Source organism: Mycobacterium sp. FW102-FHT13B02 (genome assembly GCF_058790275.1).
The window spans coordinates 38,393-59,366 of record NZ_JBYTCM010000014.1; the positions used below are offsets into that span (position 1 = coordinate 38,393).

General features: G+C 67.8%; 19 protein-coding genes and 1 pseudogene. 11 read left to right on the plus strand and 9 right to left on the minus strand.

Annotated features, from left to right (window positions below; genetic code table 11):
* Positions 1–5: 5 nt before the first annotated feature.
* Positions 6–971, minus strand: coding sequence for an HpcH/HpaI aldolase/citrate lyase family protein (locus AC3WTE_RS21590; RefSeq protein ID WP_492440776.1), 966 nt, complete (start codon positions 969–971; stop codon positions 6–8).
* Between the two features lie 25 nt (positions 972–996).
* Here AC3WTE_RS21590 and AC3WTE_RS21595 point away from each other — a divergent pair, with 25 nt between their 5' ends.
* The 5 genes from AC3WTE_RS21595 (at position 997) to AC3WTE_RS21615 (ending at position 6,714) form a co-directional block, all read left to right on the plus strand.
* Positions 997–2,310, plus strand: a complete 1,314-nt coding sequence (locus AC3WTE_RS21595) for a magnesium transporter MgtE N-terminal domain-containing protein (RefSeq protein WP_492440777.1) — start codon at positions 997–999, stop codon at positions 2,308–2,310.
* Positions 2,307–2,939 carry a DUF1003 domain-containing protein gene (locus tag AC3WTE_RS21600; RefSeq protein WP_492440778.1) on the plus strand — a complete coding sequence of 211 codons (633 nt, stop codon included), beginning with the start codon at positions 2,307–2,309 and terminating at the stop codon, positions 2,937–2,939. The genes AC3WTE_RS21595 and AC3WTE_RS21600 overlap by 4 nt, the downstream gene beginning before the upstream one ends.
* Positions 2,940–3,195: 256 nt before the next feature.
* Positions 3,196–4,506: a lytic transglycosylase domain-containing protein gene (locus AC3WTE_RS21605; protein WP_492440957.1), complete on the plus strand. Its 1,311-nt coding sequence runs from the start codon at positions 3,196–3,198 to the stop codon at positions 4,504–4,506.
* A gap of 43 nt (positions 4,507–4,549) precedes the next feature.
* Positions 4,550–5,683, plus strand: coding sequence for an Mrp/NBP35 family ATP-binding protein (locus AC3WTE_RS21610; protein WP_492440780.1), 1,134 nt, complete (start codon positions 4,550–4,552; stop codon positions 5,681–5,683).
* A 26-nt stretch (positions 5,684–5,709) separates the two neighbouring features.
* Complete coding sequence (locus AC3WTE_RS21615; RefSeq protein ID WP_492440782.1) at positions 5,710–6,714, plus strand: beta-ketoacyl-ACP synthase III; 1,005 nt, start codon at positions 5,710–5,712, stop codon at positions 6,712–6,714.
* A 4-nt stretch (positions 6,715–6,718) separates the two neighbouring features.
* Here AC3WTE_RS21615 and AC3WTE_RS21620 read toward each other — a convergent pair.
* The 3 genes and pseudogenes from AC3WTE_RS21620 to AC3WTE_RS21630 all read right to left on the minus strand — a co-directional run.
* Positions 6,719–7,351: pseudogene (locus AC3WTE_RS21620) on the minus strand (acyl-ACP desaturase); the annotation flags it as partial.
* 243 nt (positions 7,352–7,594) lie between these two features.
* Positions 7,595–9,286, minus strand: a complete 1,692-nt coding sequence (locus AC3WTE_RS21625) for an aldehyde dehydrogenase family protein (RefSeq protein ID WP_492440784.1) — start codon at positions 9,284–9,286, stop codon at positions 7,595–7,597.
* A gap of 41 nt (positions 9,287–9,327) precedes the next feature.
* Entirely contained in the window at positions 9,328–10,413 is a 1,086-nt protein-coding gene (locus AC3WTE_RS21630; protein ID WP_492440786.1) for an oxygenase MpaB family protein, read from the minus strand.
* Positions 10,414–10,556: 143 nt separating this feature from the next.
* Here AC3WTE_RS21630 and AC3WTE_RS21635 point away from each other — a divergent pair, with 143 nt between their 5' ends.
* On the plus strand, positions 10,557–11,264 hold the full coding sequence (locus AC3WTE_RS21635; protein ID WP_492440788.1) for a TetR/AcrR family transcriptional regulator: 708 nt from the start codon (positions 10,557–10,559) through the stop codon (positions 11,262–11,264).
* A 4-nt stretch (positions 11,265–11,268) separates the two neighbouring features.
* Here AC3WTE_RS21635 and tatB read toward each other — a convergent pair whose 3' ends face one another.
* The 4 genes from tatB to sigE all read right to left on the minus strand — a co-directional run bounded on the left by tatB (position 11,269) and on the right by sigE (position 14,424).
* On the minus strand, positions 11,269–11,688 hold the full coding sequence (gene tatB / locus AC3WTE_RS21640; RefSeq protein ID WP_492440789.1) for a Sec-independent protein translocase protein TatB: 420 nt from the start codon (positions 11,686–11,688) through the stop codon (positions 11,269–11,271).
* The gene (htrA, locus tag AC3WTE_RS21645) at positions 11,688–13,181 is read right to left on the minus strand and encodes a serine protease HtrA (protein WP_492440790.1); all 1,494 of its coding nucleotides are present in this window, start codon (positions 13,179–13,181) and stop codon (positions 11,688–11,690) included. The genes tatB and htrA overlap by 1 nt, the downstream gene beginning before the upstream one ends.
* 85 nt (positions 13,182–13,266) lie before the next feature.
* On the minus strand, positions 13,267–13,674 hold the full coding sequence (gene rseA, locus AC3WTE_RS21650; RefSeq protein ID WP_492440791.1) for an anti-sigma E factor RseA: 408 nt from the start codon (positions 13,672–13,674) through the stop codon (positions 13,267–13,269).
* Positions 13,675–13,764: 90 nt separating this feature from the next.
* Positions 13,765–14,424: an RNA polymerase sigma factor SigE gene (gene sigE, locus AC3WTE_RS21655; protein ID WP_459370250.1), complete on the minus strand. Its 660-nt coding sequence runs from the start codon at positions 14,422–14,424 to the stop codon at positions 13,765–13,767.
* A gap of 459 nt (positions 14,425–14,883) precedes the next feature.
* On the opposite strand from sigE, the gene AC3WTE_RS21660 reads away from it, so the two are divergent.
* From AC3WTE_RS21660 to AC3WTE_RS21680, 5 genes are all read left to right on the plus strand, one after another.
* Complete coding sequence (locus tag AC3WTE_RS21660; RefSeq protein WP_492440793.1) at positions 14,884–15,648, plus strand: O-methyltransferase; 765 nt, start codon at positions 14,884–14,886, stop codon at positions 15,646–15,648.
* Positions 15,649–15,910: 262 nt separating this feature from the next.
* Complete coding sequence (locus tag AC3WTE_RS21665) at positions 15,911–16,564, plus strand: TetR/AcrR family transcriptional regulator (RefSeq protein WP_492440795.1); 654 nt, start codon at positions 15,911–15,913, stop codon at positions 16,562–16,564.
* Positions 16,561–17,502, plus strand: coding sequence for an ABC transporter ATP-binding protein (locus tag AC3WTE_RS21670; RefSeq protein ID WP_492440796.1), 942 nt, complete (start codon positions 16,561–16,563; stop codon positions 17,500–17,502). Before AC3WTE_RS21665 ends, AC3WTE_RS21670 begins: the two co-directional genes overlap by 4 nt.
* Positions 17,499–19,136 (plus strand): ABC transporter permease, encoded by a 1,638-nt coding sequence (locus AC3WTE_RS21675; RefSeq protein WP_492440798.1) that lies wholly within the window; start codon positions 17,499–17,501, stop codon positions 19,134–19,136. Before AC3WTE_RS21670 ends, AC3WTE_RS21675 begins: the two co-directional genes overlap by 4 nt.
* An 8-nt stretch (positions 19,137–19,144) precedes the next feature.
* A complete protein-coding gene (locus AC3WTE_RS21680) occupies positions 19,145–19,819 on the plus strand; it encodes a methyltransferase family protein (protein WP_492440800.1) in 675 nt (224 codons plus the stop codon).
* A 45-nt stretch (positions 19,820–19,864) separates the two neighbouring features.
* Here the strand turns inward: AC3WTE_RS21680 and AC3WTE_RS21685 are convergent, their stop codons facing one another.
* Positions 19,865–20,884, minus strand: coding sequence for a zinc-dependent alcohol dehydrogenase (locus tag AC3WTE_RS21685; protein WP_492440802.1), 1,020 nt, complete (start codon positions 20,882–20,884; stop codon positions 19,865–19,867).
* Positions 20,885–20,974: the final 90 nt, after the last annotated feature.

Below are 20,974 nucleotides of genomic sequence, written 5' to 3' on the forward strand. Positions count from 1 at the left end.
CCCGCTCACGCCGGCGGGCTGAACCGCTCGCCGGTGCGCGTCATCCCGGCGGCACGCCCCTTGCCCGCGATCACCAGCGCCATCTTGCGGCTGGCCTCGTCGATCATCTCGTCGCCGAGCAACACCGCACCGCGGGCACCACCGGCCTGCGAGGTGTGCCATTCGTAGGCCTCGAGGATCAGCTCGGCATGGTCGTAGTCGGCCTGGCGCGGACTGAAGATCTCGTTTCCGGCGGCGATCTGGTCGGGGTGCAGAACCCACTTCCCGTCGTACCCGAGCGCCGCGGTCTGGCCTGCGACGCGCGTGAACGCCTCGGTGTCCTTCACCTTGAAATACGGGCCGTCGATGGCATTGATGCCGTGCGCCCGCGCCGCCACCAGAATCGTCATCAGCACGTGGTGATAGGCGTCGCCGACGCCGTAGCCGACGGGCTGCTCCCCGACCACCAGAGTGCGCATGTTCAGGCTGGCCATCAGATCGCCGGGCCCGAAGATCAGCGCCTGCACCCGCGGGCCACCGGCGATCGAGTCGGCGTTGGTCAGCCCCTTGGCGTCTTCGATCTGGGCCTCGATGCCGATGCCGCCGACGGGCAGCCCATGCGTGCGCTCCAGCTGGGTCAGCAGCAGATCGAGCGCCTGCACGTGCGAGACATCGCTGACCTTCGGCAGCACGATGACGTCGAGTTCGCCGCGCCCGCGCGCGACCGCGGTGACGACCTCGATCACGTCGGCGTACGTCCACGGGGTGGTCCAGTCGTTCACCCGGAGTCCGCGCAGCTGGCCCGCCCAGCCCGGCTCGCACAACGCCTGCGCCACCCGGGCGCGCGCCGCGGCCTTCGCGTCGGCGGCAACCGCGTCCTCCAGGTCGAGGAACACCTGATCGGCCGGCAGGGTCTTGGCCTTCGCGATCATCTTGTCGCTGCTGCCCGGAACAGAAAGGCAGGTACGGCGGGGCCGATACACGTTCTCCACGACCCCACTCTCTACCCTGTGGTGCATGGTGGCGGTCAACAGGGTCTTCGTCGCTCGGCTCGCTGGATTGGTCGTGCTGGGCCCTGACGGGGAATCGGTCGGCCGGGTGCGCGACGTGGTCGTGAGCATGGGCGTCATCCGCCAGCAACCGCGGGTGCTCGGCATCGTCGTGGAACTGACCACGCGCCGCAGAATATTCGTCCCGATCCTGCGGGTGACCTCGATCGAGCACAACTCCGTCACCCTCACGGGAGCGACCATCTCGCTGCGCCGGTTCGAACAGCGCCCCGGCGAGGCCCTGGTCCTCGGGCAGATCTTGGACACCCGCGTGCGCGTCAGAGATCCGGAGCTCGAACAGCTCGCCGGCCTCGATGTCGTCGTGGTCGACCTCGCCATCGAGCAGACTCGGTCGCGCGACTGGTTGGTCACCCGCGTCGCGGTGCGTCACCGCCGGCTGGGCCGACGCACCACGGTGCACGTGGTCGAGTGGCAGAACGTCATCGGACTGACGCCGTCGGCGCTCGCGCTGCCTGGTCAGGGCGTGGCCCAGCTGCTGGAGCAGTTCGACGGCCAGCGCCCCGTCGAGGTCGCCGACGCGCTCCGCGACCTGCCGGTCAAACGCCGCCACGAAGTGGTCAGGGCTCTCGACGACGAGCGGCTGGCCGACATCCTGCAGGAGCTCTCCGAACCTGAGCAGGCCGAACTGCTCAACCAGCTGGGCACCGAGCGTGCCGCGGACGTGCTGGAAGAGATGGACCCCGACGACGCCGCCGACCTGCTCGGCGAGCTCGACGCCACCCGCGCCGCCGTGCTGCTGGACCGGATGGACCCCGACGACGCCGAGCCGGTGCGGCGACTGCTGCAGCACTCTCCCGACACCGCCGGTGGTCTGATGACGCCGGAGCCCGTCGTCCTCGCCCCCGACACCACGGTCGCCGAGGCGCTCGCCCGCGTCCGCGACCCCGAGCTGACCTCGGCGCTGGCGTCCATGACGTTCGTGGCGCGGCCGCCGACCGCGACGCCGACCGGACGCTACCTGGGCCTCGTGCACACGCAGCGGCTGCTGCGCGAACCGCCGGCCACCCAAGTCGGCGGCATCCTCGACACCGATCTGCCGGTGCTGTCCCCGAACAGCTCGCTGGCCGAGGTGACGCGCTACTTCGCCGCCTACAACCTGGTGTCCGCGCCGGTGGTCGACGATGAGAATCACCTGCTGGGCGCCGTCACCGTCGACGACCTGCTCGACCACCTGCTGCCCGCCGGCTGGCGCAGTGCCGACGGACCAGCGCCGGACTCGACCCAGGCCATCACTGACAACATCTCGGGAGCGGGCCGGTGAGCGAGCCTTCGGCACGGCAGCGCCTGGACATCCCGCGCACGTCCCGCTTCCGGCTGACGCCGCGCTTGGACGTCGAGGCGGTCGGTCGGTTCAGTGAAGGGATCGCCCGGTTCCTGGGCACGGGCAAATATCTGCTCATCCAGACGGTCATCGTGGTCATCTGGATCGCCTTCAACCTGATCGCCATCAGCCTGCAGTTCGACCCGTACCCGTTCATCCTGCTGAACCTGGCGTTCTCGACCCAGGCCGCATACGCGGCACCACTGATTCTGCTGGCGCAGAACCGTCAGGAGAACCGGGACCGGGTGTCGCTCGAAGAGGACCGCCGGCGCGCGGCGCAGACCAAAGCCGACACCGAATTCCTGGCCCGCGAACTGGCCGCGCTGCGGTTGGCCGTCGGCGAGGTGGCCACTCGGGACTACCTCCGCCGCGAACTCGACGAGTTGCGGACGCTGATTGCTCAGCAGAACGGCGGCAAGGGCGGATCCGGCAAACGCAAGACCGGAAAGTCACGTCCGCCGGTCGAGGAAAACGAGGCTTTCGGCGACGCCGAGGCCGGCTCCGCCCCGGCCGCCGATACGAGTTTCCACTCGGCGGAAACATTGCTACGCCAACCGCCCACGGAGTAGGTATGGTGACTTGAATCACAACACATGTCACCGGGGTCACTCCGGTATTCCACTTCCATAGGATGGCTTAGTGCTTATCGGGGGCGACACCGCTGACTCCGCGGACGACGCTGCGTCTACCACCGACCCCCACGCACTTTTAGGTGACTCCGCACTGGTAGACGACACTGTCGAGGACTACGACGCCGCTGTCGCCGGCGAAGCTGATCCGGCTGACGAAGGCGTCCCGGGCCGCCGCCGCCGAATGGCCCAGGCAATGCGCCGCCCACTGGCCGGCGTCGCGGTCGTCGCGCCACTCGTGCTGATGCTCGCCGTCGGCGGTTCCGCGCCGACTCGGCAAACAACAGTGCACAACAGCGCCACCGCGGGCGTCACGCCACTGGCGGCCGTCACACCTACCGGCCCCAGCCCCCGCAACCGGGCCGGTATGACGGTGGTGGCGTCCGATCAAGTGCCGCGCGCCCTGCACATGGACCCGACCACGGCCCTGTCTCCGCCGCCGGCGTCGCTGGTGATGGCGCCCGGCGGGCTGCGGATTCCGCCGGTCGTGCTCAACGCCTACCGCACCGCCGAGAGGATCATGGCGACCAACGCCCCGGGCTGCGGTATCAGCTGGAACCTGCTCGCCGGCATCGGTCGCATCGAATCCGGGCACGCCAACAGCGGTGCCACGGACGCGCGCGGCACCGCGCTCACCCCGATCCTCGGACCTGTCCTGGACGGCACGCTGGCCGGCAACGAGGTCATCGTGCAGACCATCGCGGCCGGGCGGGTGACCTACGCCCGCGCACTGGGTCCCATGCAGTTCCTGCCCGGCACCTGGGCCCGGTACGCCGCGGACGCCATCGGCGACGGCAAGCCCGACGTCCAGAACGTTTACGACGCATCCCTCGCCGCGGCGCGCTACCTGTGCAGTGGCGGACTGAACCTGCGTGATCCGTCCCAGGTGCTGACGGCGATCCTGCGCTACAACAACTCGATGCCCTACGCCCAGAACGTGCTCGGTTGGGCGAAGGCTTACGTCACCGGTATCGCCCCGGTCGACCTGCCGCCGATCGTCGGCCCGCCGCCCGCCATCGGCGACCAGCACCTCGACAACCCCGAGGGGCTCGGGCCGGGCCTGCCCATCAATGCGATGGGACTGCCGTCCGACGATCCGCTGGCGTTGACGCCCGCGCTGCAGATGGGACGCACGGGTCCGTTGCCCGGCCCGGCGGAGCCGAAGCAGAACTGTGCGGTGTTCTGCCTGCAAGGTGGACCTGCCCCGAGCGCGGCGGCCAATCCGGCTCCCGATGCCCCGGCACTGGACGCGCAGCAGCCGAACCCGTTCAACCTGCCACCGTTCCAGCTGCCGCCGGCACCCGTCGCGCCGGCCCCGGCTCCCGCCCTCGGCGGCCCCATTCCGGTGACCGCCGTGGGTGTGGGCACCCCGGCCGCCGGCCCGGTCGGAGCGGCTCCTGGTCCCGCCGTCGCGCCCGCAGCGGTGCCCGCGGCACCCGGCCCCGCCACTGCGCCGCCCGCTGATCCCGGACCCCCGCCGGCGCCGGCCTTCCCTGGCCAACCCTGACCAGCTGCCATCGCGCTGACCGGCAGTTATAAACTCACAAGTAATGTCTGCTGAGCTGAATGCCGCCGTGCGTGCCGCACTGGGCAAAGTTGTCGACCCTGAACTGCGCCGCCCGATCACCGAGGTCGGCATGGTCAAGGACGTGACCGTCGAGTCCGACGGTGCCGTGCACGTCGAGATTTACCTGACCACGTCGGCCTGCCCCAAGAAGACCGAGATCACCGATCGGGTCACCGCGGCCGTCACCGACGTGCCGGGCACCGGTGCGGTCAAGGTGACCCTCGACGTGATGAACGACGAGCAGCGCGCCGAACTGCGCAAGCAGCTGCGCGGCGACTCCAAGGAACCGGTCATCCCGTTCGCCCAGCCGGGTTCGCTGACCCGGGTGTACGCGGTGGCGTCCGGCAAGGGCGGCGTCGGCAAGTCCAGCGTGACGGTGAACCTGGCAGCCGCACTGGCCGCCAAAGGCCTGTCGGTCGGCCTGCTCGACGCCGACATCTATGGCCACTCGGTGCCCCGGATGATGGGTGTGCAGGATCGCCCCACCCAGGTGGATTCAATGATCCTGCCGCCGGTTTCGCACGATGTGAAGGTCATCTCCATCGCGATGTTCACTCAGGGCAACACCCCCGTGGTGTGGCGCGGGCCCATGCTGCACCGGGCCTTGCAGCAGTTCCTGGCCGACGTGTACTGGGGTGACCTCGATGTGCTGCTGCTCGACCTGCCGCCCGGCACCGGCGACATCGCCATCTCGGTGGCGCAGTTGATTCCCGGCGCCGAGATTCTCGTGGTCACCACGCCCCAGATGGCCGCCGCCGAGGTGGCCGAGCGCGCCGGCGCGATCGCGGTGCAGACCCGTCAGCGCATCGTCGGCGTGGTCGAGAACATGTCCGGACTCACCCTGCCCGACGGCACCACGATGCAGCTGTTCGGCGAGGGCGGTGGCGCACAGGTTGCCGAAAGCCTCACGCGCACAGTCGGTGCCGAGGTTCCGCTGCTGGGCCAGGTGCCGCTGGACCCGCGGCTCGTGAGCGCCGGCGACTCCGGCGTGCCCCTGGTGCTGTCCGATGCCGACTCGGCTGCCGGACAAGCATTGCGCGGCATCGCCGACAAACTGTCCAGCCGCAAGCGCGGACTGGCCGGCATGTCGCTCGGGCTCGACCCAGCTGGGCGCTGACCCCCTCCTCCGACAGGAATCGACAAGTGACACATATCCATACGCGCAGCGGCGCACAGAACGTCGGCCTGCTGAGCGTGGCGGCCTATCGCCCCGGCCGCGTCGTCACCAACGACGAGATCTGTGAAACCATCGATTCGTCGGACGAATGGATCTACTCCAGGACCGGAATCAAGAACCGCCGGTTCGCCGGCCCTGACGAGTCCGCGGTCACGATGGCGTGCGAGGCCGGCCGCCGTGCCTGCGCGGCGGCGGACCTGTCCGGCACCGACATCGACGCGGTCATCGTCGCCACCAGCACCAACTTCCGCAACACCCCGCCGTGCGGGCCCCAGGTGGCCACAGAGATTGGCGCACAGGGCATTCCGGCCTTCGACATCGCCGCGGGCTGCGCCGGATTCGGTTACTCGCTGGGCGTGGCCGCCGATATGATCCGGGCGGGCAGTGCCGGCCGCATCCTCGTGGTGGGCTCGGAGAAGCTGTCCGACGCCGTCGACATGACCGACCGCGGCAACGCTTTCATCTTCGCCGACGGTGCCGCCGCGGTGGTGGTCGGGCCGACCGAAGAGCAAGGCATCGGGCCCACCGTCGCAGGCAGCGACGGCGAGCAGTCCAGCGCCATCGTGCAGGATCTCAGCTGGATCGACTACGCCGAGAATCCCTCCGGCCCAAGGCCTTTCCTGCGCATGGAGGGCCAGACCGTCTTCCGCTGGGCAGCGTTCCAGATGGTCGATGTCGGCAGGCGCGCCATCGCGGCCGCCGGCCTGACGGTCGACGACATCGAGGTCTTCATCCCCCATCAGGCCAACGGCCGGATCAACGAGCTACTCACCAAGGGCCTGGAGCTCAAGCCGGAAACTGTTGTTGCCCAAGATATTCAGGATGCCGGCAACACGTCGGCCGCCTCGATTCCGCTGGCGATGTACACCCTGCTCGACACCGGCGAGGCCAAACCCGGCAGCCTGGCGCTACTCCTGGGCTACGGCGCGGGCCTGGCCTACGCCGCCCAGGTGATCCGGCTGCCGGGATAGCCGCTCAGCCGGCCACACTGGCCAGCTTGCGCTTCTCCTCGTAGAACCGCGCCCGCTCGTCGAGCATGCCGAGGAACCCGATCAGTTGTTCGCGCGCCTGCTCGCCGACCGGCCCGAAATCGTTGCGGTCGAAGATGTTCCAGAAGCGCAGCACCGGGACCAGCACGTCGTCATGGTGGATGCGCAGGTCGTAGATACCGGCCTTGGCGATGGTCAGCGCATTCTTCGCGAAGTCGGTCATGCCCAGGCCGGGCATCGCGAAGTTGATGACCTCGCCACAGATGGCGACCATCGCCTCGTCCGGGGCGATCTCTAGGGCCGCGGCCATCAGGTTGCGGTAGAACACCATGTGCAGGTTCTCGTCGGCCGCGATGCGAGCCAGCAGCTGGTCCGCCAGCGGGCAGCCCGACGCCCGGCCGGTATTGCGATGCGAGACGCGCGTGGCCAGTTCCTGAAATGAGACATAGGCGAGCACCGACAGCGCGCTGCGGTCGCCCGCGTCGTAGCCGGCGACGGTGTGCTCCATCCGGAGCCGTTCCAGGGCAACGGGATCGACGCCGCGAGTGACGACGAGATAGTCGCGCAGCGCGATGCTGTGACGCCCCTCTTCAGCTGTCCACTGCCCGATCCAGGTACCGGTCGAGGTTCTGCGCGACGACGGGCTCCAGTTCATACAGCACAGCTGTCTGGGTATCCATGGGTCAATCCCTTCATCGGTGGTCGGCGTAGGTCCGCAACGCCACAAACCTACGGTACCGTAACCTACGGTACCGTAGGTTAGCATTCGGTGACCAGATGATGACGACCTTCAGCGCCGATCACAGGAAAAAGCCCGGTCCGTGGCATGACCACAGACCGGGCTTTTGACCGAGGAAGTCGATCAGCCCCGCAGCGCGGAGACGAAGATCGCCGGCAGCTTGGCCCAGCTCGGCTTGCCGGTGAACGCGGTGAGGAGCCGGCCGGTGGTCGCGGCCGTCCGGTTGTTGACGAACCACGGCGGCTTCGGCGAAATGGACAGTTCGCCGCCGATCAGCGAGCGCGGCGACGGGCGGAACGGCCCGCGCACCACCGTGCGCTCGGGCTTCTCGAGCAGGAAACCGTTGTGCACCACACCGATCCCGCTTTGCACGTCGGCCAGCGTGTGCCCGGGGAAGGCACCCCAGGTGGCGTGCGGGGTGAGGTAGCCGACGCCGGTCCAAGCGTTCACCGCCACCGTGCCGTAGTGCAGCGCCTCGATCATGGCGTCGAAGGCCTTGCCGAGAGCCTTGATGGTGGCGGGGGCGGCGACGATGTTGACGCCGAGGGTGCCGACGAAGTCCTCGTTGGCCAGGCGGGTGGCCTCGCGGACGAACTCGACGCCGTCGCTGTCCAGGTCGATGACGCCGTACACCGGCGAGAAGTACTCGGTGTTGAGCAATGCGGTGCGGTCTTCGGGATCCACCACGAGCAGGCGGTCGCCGAGCCGCTGGGCCTGCGGGTAGGTCGCCTCGGCACCTGCCACCCGGGAATCGGAGCCCGGGTAGTAGGCCGCGCGGTTGGGCGCCGCGGCAATCGCCTCGGTCAGGGCTGCGACGAACTCGTCGCGCTGCGCCCATTTCGACGACAGCACGACGACCTGCGACGCCACGCAGTTGTAGCCGTTGTTGTGCAGCCGCTGGGTGGCGATGTGGTTGGCCTGGAACTCGATGTCTGCGCGGCTCCACTTGCCGGGCACGACGATGGTCGGTGACACCCCGCCGAGCTCGCTGGTGATGTCCTTGTGCAAGATCGGCTCGCCCGCGGCTTTGCGTCGGACCCCCTCTTCGCCGACACCGAAGACGATGGCGTCGTGGGTCAGGGCGCTGCCTGTCATGTGCACGTGGTCCACCGCGTCGTGCTGCACCAGGTAAGTGCCGACGTCCGCGCCACCGGTGAGGATCCGCACCGCACCGAGCGCGATGAACGGGGCCAGCACCTTGGTCAGCACCGGCAGCAGTGGATCGGTGACCGGGTTGAGTTTGAGCGCCACGACCCTGTTGTGGGCGATCAGCTCGTACACGGTGTCCAGTGGGGCGATCGACGTGATGTTGCCCGCACCGAGTACGACGCCGATGCCGTTGGTCTTGCCCGGATCCCGCTGTGCCAGACCAGCGGTCCGCAGCGCCTCATCCCGGCTGACACCCGGCTGCAGCCAGACCTCGGCACTGAACCCGGACAGCAGCAGCGTGTCGAAGATATTGAGCGGCAGCGCTTTCACCGTGGTGCGGCCCGCGGCGGTGCCGAAGTCGGCGCCGTTCAGCGGGCTCTGGCCGGCCTCCAACTTGGCCAGGCTCGCCGACAGTGCGGCAGCCCCGGCCGCCAGCGGGTAGGGCCCGGATATCCATTCCTCACCAACGAGCGGCGACTCCGGATTCAGCTGTTTGATTCCGACCGCGGCCTCGACCCACTCGGCGCCGTGCCGCACCGCCAGCTGCTGCACGTCGTCGAGAATCTGGCGCCGTCGCGCCAGAGGGGTTGCGGCCCAAGCCTTCTCACCTTCGGCGAGGTCGTCCAGCGCCTGGTCCACCAGGGCCGTGTACGCAGTGTCCGTCATGTCCTGAATTCTCCCGGTGGTGTGGTCGGTATGGGCCGGAATCAGCCGGCGGGTGCTTCGAATTCCAGCAGCGCGTCGTTGTGGTTGTGCTCGTACGGCATGGGCCCCTGCCCCAGCTCCCGCTTGGCGAGCAGGGCCTGGTACTGCTCGAACGGCGTGGTCCGGCCGAACTTCGTGCGAGCCTCGGCCGGGGTGTAGGTGACCGGGTTCTGGGCCGGGATCTTCATCAGCGCCGGGCCGACGATCGGCGTGGTGTGCGGGGTGGTGAAGTCCAGGATCGCGAGCTCGAGGCGCGGGATGCCGGAAACCGCCCGCAGGAACGGCCGCGCGATCAGCTTGGCGATGACGTCATCGGAATAGTTCTGCGGGATACCGCCGAGGGTGCGCATCCACTTCGGCATGGTGGCGATGATGGCACGGCGCATCGGCCAGTTGAACACGCGCCGCATCCAGCCCGGGACGCGCTCGGGCAGGATGTGGTACCCGAGGTCGACGAGGTAGTTCATCATGTTCTGCGCCACCTCGGAGCCGGCCATCTGCGGCCGGTACTGCTCGAAGTACTGCTGGATGCCCGCGCGCGTGCGCGGCACGTCGTCCGGGTTGATGGTCTGGAATTCGGCGGCGCGCGCGCATTCCTCCCAGTACTGCAGTTCCTCGGCATCGGTCAGCTTGCCCGGCCCGAACATCTCGTAGGTGTAGAGGATCGAGTGCCACGCGGTCAGGTGGATCCACAGCTGCGAATAGGGATCGTTCGCGTCGAACTGCTTGCCGCTGATCGGCTCGGTGCCGATGGCCTTGCCGTGAATCTTGACGAGGACCTCGGAGGCGTCCAGCACCGACTCGGCATCGCCGAACGCCACCAGCGCGAAGTACTGCATGGTGCGGTCATAGCGCAGCCGGGTACGGGCATACACCTGACCGCTGGCGTCCACCGCGGCCGCCAGGTAGGGGTCGAGGTGCTCGATGGTCACGGCGCGGGCGAAGCCCAACAGCAGCGACGTCGGGTAGCTCCACACCCGCCAGGTGACGGAGTCAGGTCCGAAGAATCCGTAGTCGGCCGCGGGCGTCAGCAACGCGTCAGCGACGGGCAGTCCGGCAACGCGGCGAAATGCGGATACGGCGTCCATCGTCGTTCCCCTTTGAACGGGCGGGCGCCACCCTCTGGCGCGATCATCAGATGGTACGACACGTACCACTTGATAGCTAGACTCCGACTGATTGGATGCATCAGGCAACTCCCGACCAGGTACATGAGGTAGAACAAGGAGCCATGGCGAATGCCACCACCGGTCGCTGGGCCGGCCAACGCGAGCGCAGGCGCGCTGAGTTCATCGACGCTGCCCTCGTGGTGATCGAGCAACACGGGCCCCAGACCTCGACCGAACAGATCGCCGCGCACGTCGGCGTCAGCCGCACCAAGCTGTACCGGCACTTCGTCGACGCGGCGGACCTGCAACACTCGGTCGCACAACGGACCAGCCAGATGATCACCGCGGAACTGGCACCGGTGTGGCGGCCCGAAGGCAGCATGGCGCAGATCATCAAGGCCGGCGTGAGCGCGCACGTCCACTTTCTGACCCAGCACCCGAATCTGTACCGCTACCTGCAGCGATGTTCGATCGATGAGGGCTTCAACGCCTTCGCCGACATCAAGATCACCATCGCCAACCTGCTGACCACGGTCCTGAAGATGTACGTGGCGGCGTTCGATGTGGCGGCCGACGCCGAGCGATTGTCCTACAGCATCGTCGGCCTGGTCGAAACCGCCGCGGGGCACTGGCTCGAACAGCCACTGCGCGATACCCAGGACGCGCTGGTCGCCGACCTGACCCGCTGGATCTGGTTGATGCTCGACGACTCATTGCGCGCCGGTGGCGTCTACGTCGCCGCGGACGAAATCCTGCCGCCGGCGGCGGAGATCGCCGAGCACTCCGATCGCTACCGCGATCCGGCGCGGCTAGAGGCGCTGAACCTCTAGACGGTCAGGTCGCGTCAGGATCGAACTGTGTCGGCCCCGGCTGCGGCGGCTGCGCCGTAGCGCCCGGTGTGGGCGGAAGGCCGTTGACCTCCGGCGTGGTCAGGGGCTTCGTCTGATCCGGTGTCGCGGCGTCGAAAGCTCCGGTGATGAACGAATCGTCGCCGTCCAGCAGATGCTTGGTGAGCGCCGCCCGCGGCGTCATCCCGCGCAGCTTCTGCAGTTCACTGAGCGGTTGACGCAGATCCTCGAATTCCGGCCCGAGGTCCTGACGCAACTGGCCGGTCGCGGTGCTCAGGTAATCGCGCACCTGCTTGAGGCTGCCGGCCGTCCACCGGATGGCGCCGGGTAGCCGCTCGGGGCCGAGGATCACCAGGCCCGCGATGACCAGCACGAGCATCTCGCCCCATCCGATGTTGCCGAACATCAGCTGGCCGGGGTGTCTGCGTTGGGAACGACGGTGAGGGTCAAGTGCCGGCCTTCGCGGATCACCTCGATGGGCGCCGGCTGACCGATCTGCAACTGCCGCACCGCGACCACGAACTCGTCGGCATCGGCGACCTTGCGGTTACCGACCTTGACGACGACGTCGTTCTCCAGGATGCCGCCCTTGTCGGCGGGGCTGCCGCCGACGACGTTGACGACCTGGGCGCCCGAGGCAACCTTGTCGCTGGCCGACTTGGCATTCAGGCCCAGCGTCGGGTGGAAGATCTTGCCGTCCTTGATCAGCACCTCGACGGTGGCCTTGACCTCGTTCACCGGGATGGCGAAGCCGAGACCACTGGCGCTGTCGGACAAGGACTTTCCGGCCGTGTTGATCCCGATGACCTCGGAATTCATGTTGATGAGCGGACCGCCGGAGTTGCCGTGGTTGATCGAGGCGTCGGTCTGGATGCCGTCGATGACGGTGTCGGTGTCGGACCCTTCGCCAGATAGCGGCACGGGGCGATGCAGCGCGCTGACGATGCCGTGCGTGACGGTACTGCGCAGGCCCAGTGGGGCGCCGGCCGCGATGACCTCGTCACCGACCTTGACCTTGTCCGCGTCGCCGAACTTCGCGACGACCAGATTGTCGACGTTGTCGACCTTCAGCACCGCCAGGTCGGTCTTGGGGTCACGACCGACAAGGTTCGCCGGCACCTGCTTGCCGTCGTTGAACACCACGGAGATGTGGTACTTGCCGGGATCCTTCGCCGCGTCCGAGATGACGTGGTTGTTGGTGACGACGTAGCCGCGGCCGTCGACCACCACGCCGGAGCCCTGCGACCCGTCGGTGTCCCCCATCGCTTCGATGGTCACCACCGAATCCGCCACGGCGGCAGCCACTTTCGCAAACCGGCCGGCCGGCAGGTCACCATTGTCGCTGGTCTTCAAGGTGACCTTGGAGGTGGTGAAGGCCTCCACCACCTCTGCGGTCTTGCGGCCGACGACGCCACCGACCAGGCCGATCACCAACGCCAGCAGGGCCAACACCGCGAGTGCGGTCATGGAGACCCTGCGGCCGAACAGCACGTCCCGCACGCCGAGCTTGCCGACGGGAGCGGCAACCGTCACCGGCGGCGGCGTGGGCAGTGCCGGAGTCCCGAGTGACGGCGCGGCCGACGGATCCCGCCACGGGTCCGCGACGGCGTCGTCGTCATCCGCGCCCTCGGCCTCCAGCGCACCCGCGTCGGCCGGGTGCCGCTGCAGGGAGTCGGCGGCACCACCCGGCCGCCCGAAGGCCTCCGCCAGCACGGGATCGGGCGCCTGGTTGGTGGGGGTGTACTCCCCCTGGTTCCGGATCTGGTCCTCGGCGAGGAAGGAACCGGCGAAGCCGTCGGGCCTGCCGAACGCGCGCTGCGACGCCGGGTCCACCGGGGTGCGCGTCACCGGACGCGGTGCCAGACGGGGGCGATCGCCGGACATGTCCTGATTCGTCACCGGTGTTCCACTCCCCATCTGCTGGCTCTATCTGCACTGGCCGCCTGGAGGGGCGGGCCGGCTACTCAAAATTTCAGACTCAACCCTACCGGCGGCGGCGACGTTCCCGCGGCGGCCGGTCGGCAAAGTCCTGGTCTTCGATTCCGGATGCCTGGACATCCGCGAACTGCGTCGATGCGTCGTTGGGGATGTTCGCCAGGGCACCCAGCAACGAATTCGGCGCGATGATCGGGCACGAATCACGCAACGCGCTTCGGGCCTGCCCCTGGGCGTCCACCTCGGCGGAGCAATCCGGGCACTGCGATAGGTGATGGGCGGCGCGCAAGTGCGCACCCATCTGCAGTTCACCGTCGACGAATGCGGCGATGGCCTCGATGGCCAGGTGTTCCGTAGAACCAAAGCGCCGCGGGCCGACGGGTCCGTCGCTCTGGGAGGCGAACTGAGCGGGCAGCCAGGAGAACGCACGACGGAACAACTGTCCCCGGTCGACCATCACCGACCTCCTCTCCGCGCCACGCCTCCGTCTGCGCTGCCGTTACTACTGAATGTAGCGCGACAACCTGGGACGGATGCGTCACAACGCTCAGGCGGACTTGGCGGAGATCGCCGCGGCCGCCTCGGAGTAGTCACCGGGGTGGCTGGCCAGGTACTCCCGCAGCGCCTGTCGGCCGCGGTGAATGCGACTGCGCACGGTGCCCAGCTTGACGTCGAGCGTCGCGCCGATCTCCTCGTACGACAGGCCTTCGATGTCGCAGAGCACGACGGCGGCGCGGAATTCCGGGGGCAGCGAATCGAGCGCTGCCTGCAGATCCGGTCCGAGCCGCGAGTCGTGGTACACCTGCTCGGGGTTCGGATCGTCGGCGGGCACCCGGTCGTAGTCCTCCGGCAGCGCCTCCATGCGGATACGGGTGCGGCGCCGGACCATGTCCAGGAACAGGTTGGTGGTGATGCGGTGCAGCCAGCCCTCGAATGTGCCGGGCTGGTAGTTCTGGACCGAACGGAACACCCGGATGAAGGTCTCCTGGGTGAGGTCTTCGGCGTCCTGCGGGTTACCCGACAAGCGGTAGGCCAGGCGGTACACCCGGTCGGCGTGCTGGCGCACCAGCTCGTCCCATGACGGCATGGACGCCACATCGCCGGTGGCGTCGAACACTGCAGTGCCCGTCAGCTCGTCGCTGACTTCAGCCCAGTCCGACTCGGCCTCGGCGACCGGAACGTGGGACATGTGGGTCGGGGCAAGCATCGTCGGGGCCGGACCAGTTCCCGTAATGGTGGTCGTGGCAATCTCCAGTTCGGTGGGTTCCTCGTCGTAGGTACACGACGTATCCAGACCAACCGGTACCTGGAGTCCGATATTCCCGATGCCGCGGATATCCGGCGACCGCCGGAGGCCGGAATCGGCTTGCAGATCATTCACACTCGCGTGCATGGCGATTACGGTTCCCCACCCTGGTGAGGTTGATGTATGAGCATACTGAACTTTTCCTGAGAAACCGGATTCCAGGACCATGACCTGCGAATACCCCACAAATGTTCGCCAAAACTTAACGTTGCATCCCGGGCGTGGCGCGCCGTCGCTCAGGGTCGGCCCTCAGCCTCCGGAGCGGCCTTCAGAGCAGCCGCCGGATCGACCCGAAGGTCAGCTCACCGTGTTGAGCGTGTGCTGAGCGCCGGCCAGCCGGCCGTTGGTTACGCTGCGGACATGTCCAGCACCGATGACCCGACGGTTTCGGCCGGTAGCGGCCAGCCTGCGCCGGCTGGGTCGGCTCCGGCCGCCCCCGCCCCCGCTCCGGCGCCGACCCAGCCGGTCGCCGCTGCACCGGCCGCCGCTCCCAAGCCCAGCACGGCCGAGGCCATCGTGAAGCACGCCGAGCGGTCCATCACCGAGGAACCGATCACCGCGGCGGCCCGGGAACGGGCAGAGGAGAGCGGAGCCAATCCGATCACCCCGGCCGTCGGCGCGCTGCTGAGCGTGCTCGCCAAGATCGCATCGGCCAAGGCCGTCGTCGAGGTCGGAACGGGCGCCGGCGTGAGTGGACTGTGGCTGCTGTCCGGCATGCGCGACGACGGTGTCCTGACCACCATCGACATCGAGCCTGAGCACCAGCGGCTGGCCAAGCAGGCGTTCATCGCAGCGGGCGTCGGACCGTCGCGGACCCGGCTGATCGTGGGCCGCGCGCAGGAAGTCCTGACCCGGCTGGCTGACGAGTCGTACGACCTGGTGTTCATCGACGGTGAACCCGTCGACCAGCCGCAATTCGTCGCCGAGGGCGTCCGCCTGCTGCGGCCGGGCGGCGTTATCGTCATGCACCGGGCCGCGCTCGGCGGTCGCGCCGGGGACGCCACCGCCAACGATCGCGATGTGACCGCGGTACGCGACGCCACCCGCGTCATCGCCGAGGACGAGCGACTGACCCCGGTCCTGGTGCCGCTGGGCGACGGGTTGCTGGCCGCAGTCCGCGACTAGAGATCGTCTCGCCCGCGCATTGATCCTGAACTCACGGCGCAAAAGGCCGAGTAACCAACACCGTCACCACAGGCTCAACGGCCAAACCCCGCCGACGTGCGTCGACCCTGTACTCAGGGCACAAGAGCCCGAGTAACCGAGACCCGCACCGCAGGATCGACGGCGTGCGCACCTGATCTCATCGCGTGCCGCCAAATCTTTACGCCCCTTTGACGCAACAGATCCTTGACGCCCGACTGAACGCGTGTTTAGCGTATTGAACATGCGTTCAGTCGAAGACCTCACCACCGTCGCCCGGATCCGGGACGCGGCGATCGAACAGTTCGGCGAGCACGGGTTCTCCGCCAGCGTGCGCAGCATCGCCGCGGCCGCCGGGGTCAGCGCGGCATTGGTGATCCATCACTTCGGCTCCAAGGAGAAACTGCGGGAAGCGTGCGATGCCCACGTCATCGAGACCGTCCGGGCCGCCAAGAGCGAGTCGTTGCAGAACGCCAGCCCGAGCGCGTGGTTCGCCCAACTCGCCGAGATCGAGTCCTTCGCACCCATGACCGCCTACCTGATGCGGGCGCTGCAAACCGGCGGCGACCTCGCGAAGTCGTTGTGGCAGAGCATGATCGAGAACGCCGAAGGCTATCTCGAAGAGGGTGTCCGCGCCGGCACCCTCAAACCCAGCCGAGACCCCAAGGCCCGTGCCATGTTCATGGCACTGACCGGCGGCGGCGCACTCCTGACCTACATCCAGCTGCACGACGACCCGACGGATTACCGCAAGGTGCTGCACGACTACGCCGAGGACATGTTGCTGCCGTCGCTCGAGCTCTACACCGAAGGCCTCTTGACCGACTCGACCATGTACGAAGCCTTCCTGGCCCGACGCGAAGCGGGCCAACCCATCGTCACCACCACCGAGGAGTGAATGTGAACGCCGCTACAGACGCCATCGAAATCGACACCCTGACAAAGAACTTCGGCTCGGTCCGGGCACTCGACGGGCTGAATCTGAGAGTCCAGCGCGGCGAGGTACACGGTTTCCTCGGACCCAACGGCGCAGGCAAGTCGACGACCATCCGCATCCTGCTCGGGCTCGTCCGCGCGGACTCCGGCATGGTCCGACTGCTCGGCGGCGACCCCTGGACCGACGCAGTGGCACTGCACCGCAATATCGCCTACGTCCCAGGCGATGTCACACTGTGGCCAACCCTGACCGGCGGCGAGACCATCGACCTGCTGGCCCGCATGCGTGGCGGTATCGACGAGAAACGCCGCGCCGAACTCACCGAGCGATTCGACCTCGACCCCACCAAGAAGACCCGCACGTACTCGAAAGGCAACCGGCAGAAGGTCTCGCTGATCTCCGCTTTCGCCTCGAATGCCGACCTGCTGCTGCTCGACGAACCCAGCAGCGGCCTGGATCCGTTGATGGAGAACATCTTTCAGCAGTGCGTTGCCGAGGCGGCCCGTCGCGGTACCACCGTCCTGCTGTCGAGCCACATCCTGGCCGAGACCGAACGGCTGTGCCAGCGAGTGACGATCATCCGTGCCGGCCGGACCGTGGAGACCGGAACGCTGGATTCGATGCGGCACCTGTCGAGCACCACAATCAAGGCCGACATGATCAACAACCCGGGCCGGATCGACCATCTGCCAGGGGTTTCCGACATCGTCTTCGACGGTCGGATGCTCACCGCCCGGGTCGAATCCGAGAGCCTCGGCGCCGTCATCAAAGCGCTCGGCGATGCCGGCGTGCGTTCGCTGGTGAGCCAGCCGCCGACGTTGGAGGATCTGTTCCTGCGGCACTACGGCCACCACGACCAAGGTCGTGCGCGCCGCGAACCCGAGGAGGTGCGGGCATGACCGCCGTCCTGGCGCGGCCGGCGCAGCCCGACCGTACTGCCGCGGGGTCGTCCAGCTTCGCCGGAACTCTTGGGCTGCTTCGTCTTTACCTACGTACCGACCGCATCGTGCTGCCGCTGTGGGTACTGCTGCTGTCCCTGCCGCTGGCCACGGTGTACATCGGCAGCATCGCGGCCGTCTACCCCACCGCAGCGGGGCGCGCCGGTTTCGTCGCGAGCATCATGGCCAGCCCGGCCCAACGCGCGATCTACGGCAACATCTACAACGACAGCCTCGGCGCCGCCGGCATCTGGAAAGCCGGCATGTTCCACGTGCTGATCGCTGTCGCCGTCATCCTGACGATGATCCGGCACACGCGCGCGGACGAGGAGGCCGGACGCACCGAGTTGATCGACTCGACGGCCGTCGGCCGCAACGCGGGCCTGACCGCCGCGCTGCTAATGACCGGCGGCGCCGCGCTGCTGACCGGGTTCATCGGATTTCTCGGCCTGCTGAAAACCGATGTGCCCGTTATGGGTTCACTGGCATTCAATTGCGCGCTGGCCGCTTCCGGGCTGGTGTTCACCGCCGTGGCCGCCGTGGCCGCCCAACTCTCCGCCAGCGCTCGAGTCTCCCGCGGTATTGCCTTCGGAGTACTCGGCGCCGCGTTCACCCTGCGTGCCGTCGGCGATGCCGGCGGCAGCGAGCTCTCCTGGGCATCGCCGTTGGGCTGGTCGCTGTTGGTACGCCCGTATGCCGGTGACCGGTTCGCAGTGCTGGCGCTGCATCTGACGCTGACCGTCGCCCTGGTGGTACTGGCGTACCAGCTCCAGGGTGCCCGCGACGTCGGCGCCGGGATGTTCGCTGAACGGCGCGGCCGGCCACGGTCCACCGGATTACTCAGCGGGCCAACGGGTTTGGCCTGGCGCCTCTGCCGCGGTTCGGTAGTGGTGTGGACCATCGGGCTCGGGCTGTACGGGCTGTTGGTCGGCAGCGTCGTGCACGGTATCGGCGACGAGCTGGGCGGTAGCGACTCGGCCCGCGACATCATCACCCGACTCGGCGGCACCGGCGCACTGGAGCAGGCGTTCATCTCGATCGCTTTCAACATGCTGGGAATGGTGGCCGCCGCATTCGCGGTCTCGCTGGCGCTGCGGACTCATCAGGAGGAGAGCGGCCAGCGCGCCGAGACGGTGCTCGCCGGGGCGGTGAGCCGAACCCGTTGGCTGACCGGCTATCTGGTCATCGCTCTGGCCGGGACGACCACCGCGATGCTGACGTCAGGTCTACTGGCCGGATTCACCTACGGCGCCGCGGCGGGCGACATCGGCGGCAAGCTGCCGCTGGTATTGGGCTCTGCGGCCGTGCAATTGCCCGCCCTGTGGCTCCTGGTGGCGGTGACGACGGTGTTGTTCGGCGCGGCGCCGCGGTTCACCCCGGCCGCATGGGGCGTGCTGGTCGGGTTCATCGCGGTGTATCTGCTTGGCTCACTGGCGAATTCACCGCACTGGCTGTTGGACCTCGACCCGTTCAGCCACGTCCCGCGAGTCGGTAGCGGAGGCTTCACCGCAATCCCCCTGGTGTGGCTGCTGGTCCTGGATGCGGCTCTGATCATCGTGGGCACCTTGGCCTTCCGGCGCCGCGATCTACGGTAGGAGAAACCATGAAACTGGCCATGCAGGCGCTCGCGTCAGCCGTCCTGGGCGTCATCTTCTTCGCCGTGTTGCTGTGTGTACCGGCCGGCACCATCCACTACTGGCAGGCCTGGGTTTTCATCGCGGTGTTCATGATCGCCACCATGGGTCCGAGCATGTACCTGGCGGTCAAGCACCCCGAGGCGCTGGCCCGGCGGATGCACGGCGGCCCGAAGGCCGAGACCCGACCCGTGCAGAAGCTCGTCATGTGGGCGGTCCTGACGTCGGTGTTCGCGACCGGGGTGGTCAGCGCCCTGGACTGGCGGTTCGGCTGGTCCAGCGTGCCGACGGCGGTGGTGGTGCTGGGCAACGCCGTCGTGGGTGTATCGCTGGTGGCGGCCCAGTGGGTGGTGATCCAGAACAACTTCGCGGGCGCGAGCATCTCCGTCGAGGCCGGACAGCCCGTGATCTCGACCGGGCTGTACGGCATCGTGCGGCACCCCATGTACATCTGCGCGCTGATCATGATGTTCGCGACCCCGCTCGCGCTCGGCTCCTACTGGGGACTGGTGCCGGTGATCGCGAGTGCCCCGGCGCTGGCGATCCGGATTTTCGACGAGGAGAAGATGCTGCGCGCCGAGCTGCCGGGCTACGACGCGTACACCGAGAAGGTGCGCTATCGCTTGCTGCCCTACGTGTGGTGACCGCGGGCGCATGCCGAGCGGGTGGAGCTGGGTGGATTCAATCGGTCAAACGCTTCGCCCGGGCCAGCCCATCTCGCGCCGGTACGGCCCGGCACTCGCTGGCTGATTGGGGAATCTGACCAGGACTTTCACAACGTTGTCCTGCACGTGGGCTGCACGTGCAGCGATTTCAGGGAGTCCTTCCAGGCCGATTCGATGCGAAATGAGTTGTTCGACGTGTACTTCTGCAGCCGCGAGGAGATGAACCGCCTCGCAGAATGAAACCAGACCGGGTTCTGCCTGCGAGCCGATGGCGCCGACCACGCGCAGGTTCTTGCTCACGATTTCCAGCACCGAGATTTCCAGGTCGCCCGGTTCGTGGTCGGGCAGGCCGTAGATGCCGATGGTGCCGTGCTGACACGCGCGTTGCCAGCACGCGTGGCGCACACCGGCCATGCCACTGGCATCCACGCTCAGCTCGGCTGAGGGGGTATCGGCACCGGCCGGAAGCGCGCCCAACGCCACCGCGAGTCCAAGACGGTGTTCATCGGGCTCACAGACATAGATCTCGGTGCATCCGCGGAGGCGGAGCATCTGGATGAACAGCAATCCCGCAGGACCCGCCCCGGCGACGAACGCCCGCCGCGGCGGTTCGGGCCACGGCCAGAAGTTGCGAAGTGCATAGATCACCGTGCCGAGTTGTTGGGCGAACACACCAACCTCAGCGGACAATTCCTCCGGCAGCGGAACGACGTTGGTCTCCCGCGCAAGCTGATACGGCGCGAACACCTTGCCGTCCGTGGGGAAAGGCACGTGGAGAACTCGCTGCCCGGGTCTGAATCGGCCCGAATCACAGCGCACAACCGTGCCCACCGATTCATGACCGTAGACATCCGTGTCTGCCCCGTAGGACGTCGCTCCGCGGAAACGGTGCAGGTCTGTTCCGCATAACGCGGACACGACGGTGCGGAGCAGTATTTCGCCCGGCCCTGGGCTCGGTATCGGCAAGTCCCTGACGACGAGTTCGCCGTCGGCGGTGATGTAAGCAGCCGGCATCACCTGTGGCGGCGCCCAGGGCCCCCACATGCCGCCCCGATTTTCATCGTGGTCGACATCAATTGCTGCAGAGGCAGCCGGGATTCGATGCGGGCTGTCGGCGTGAGGCACCCCATAGAT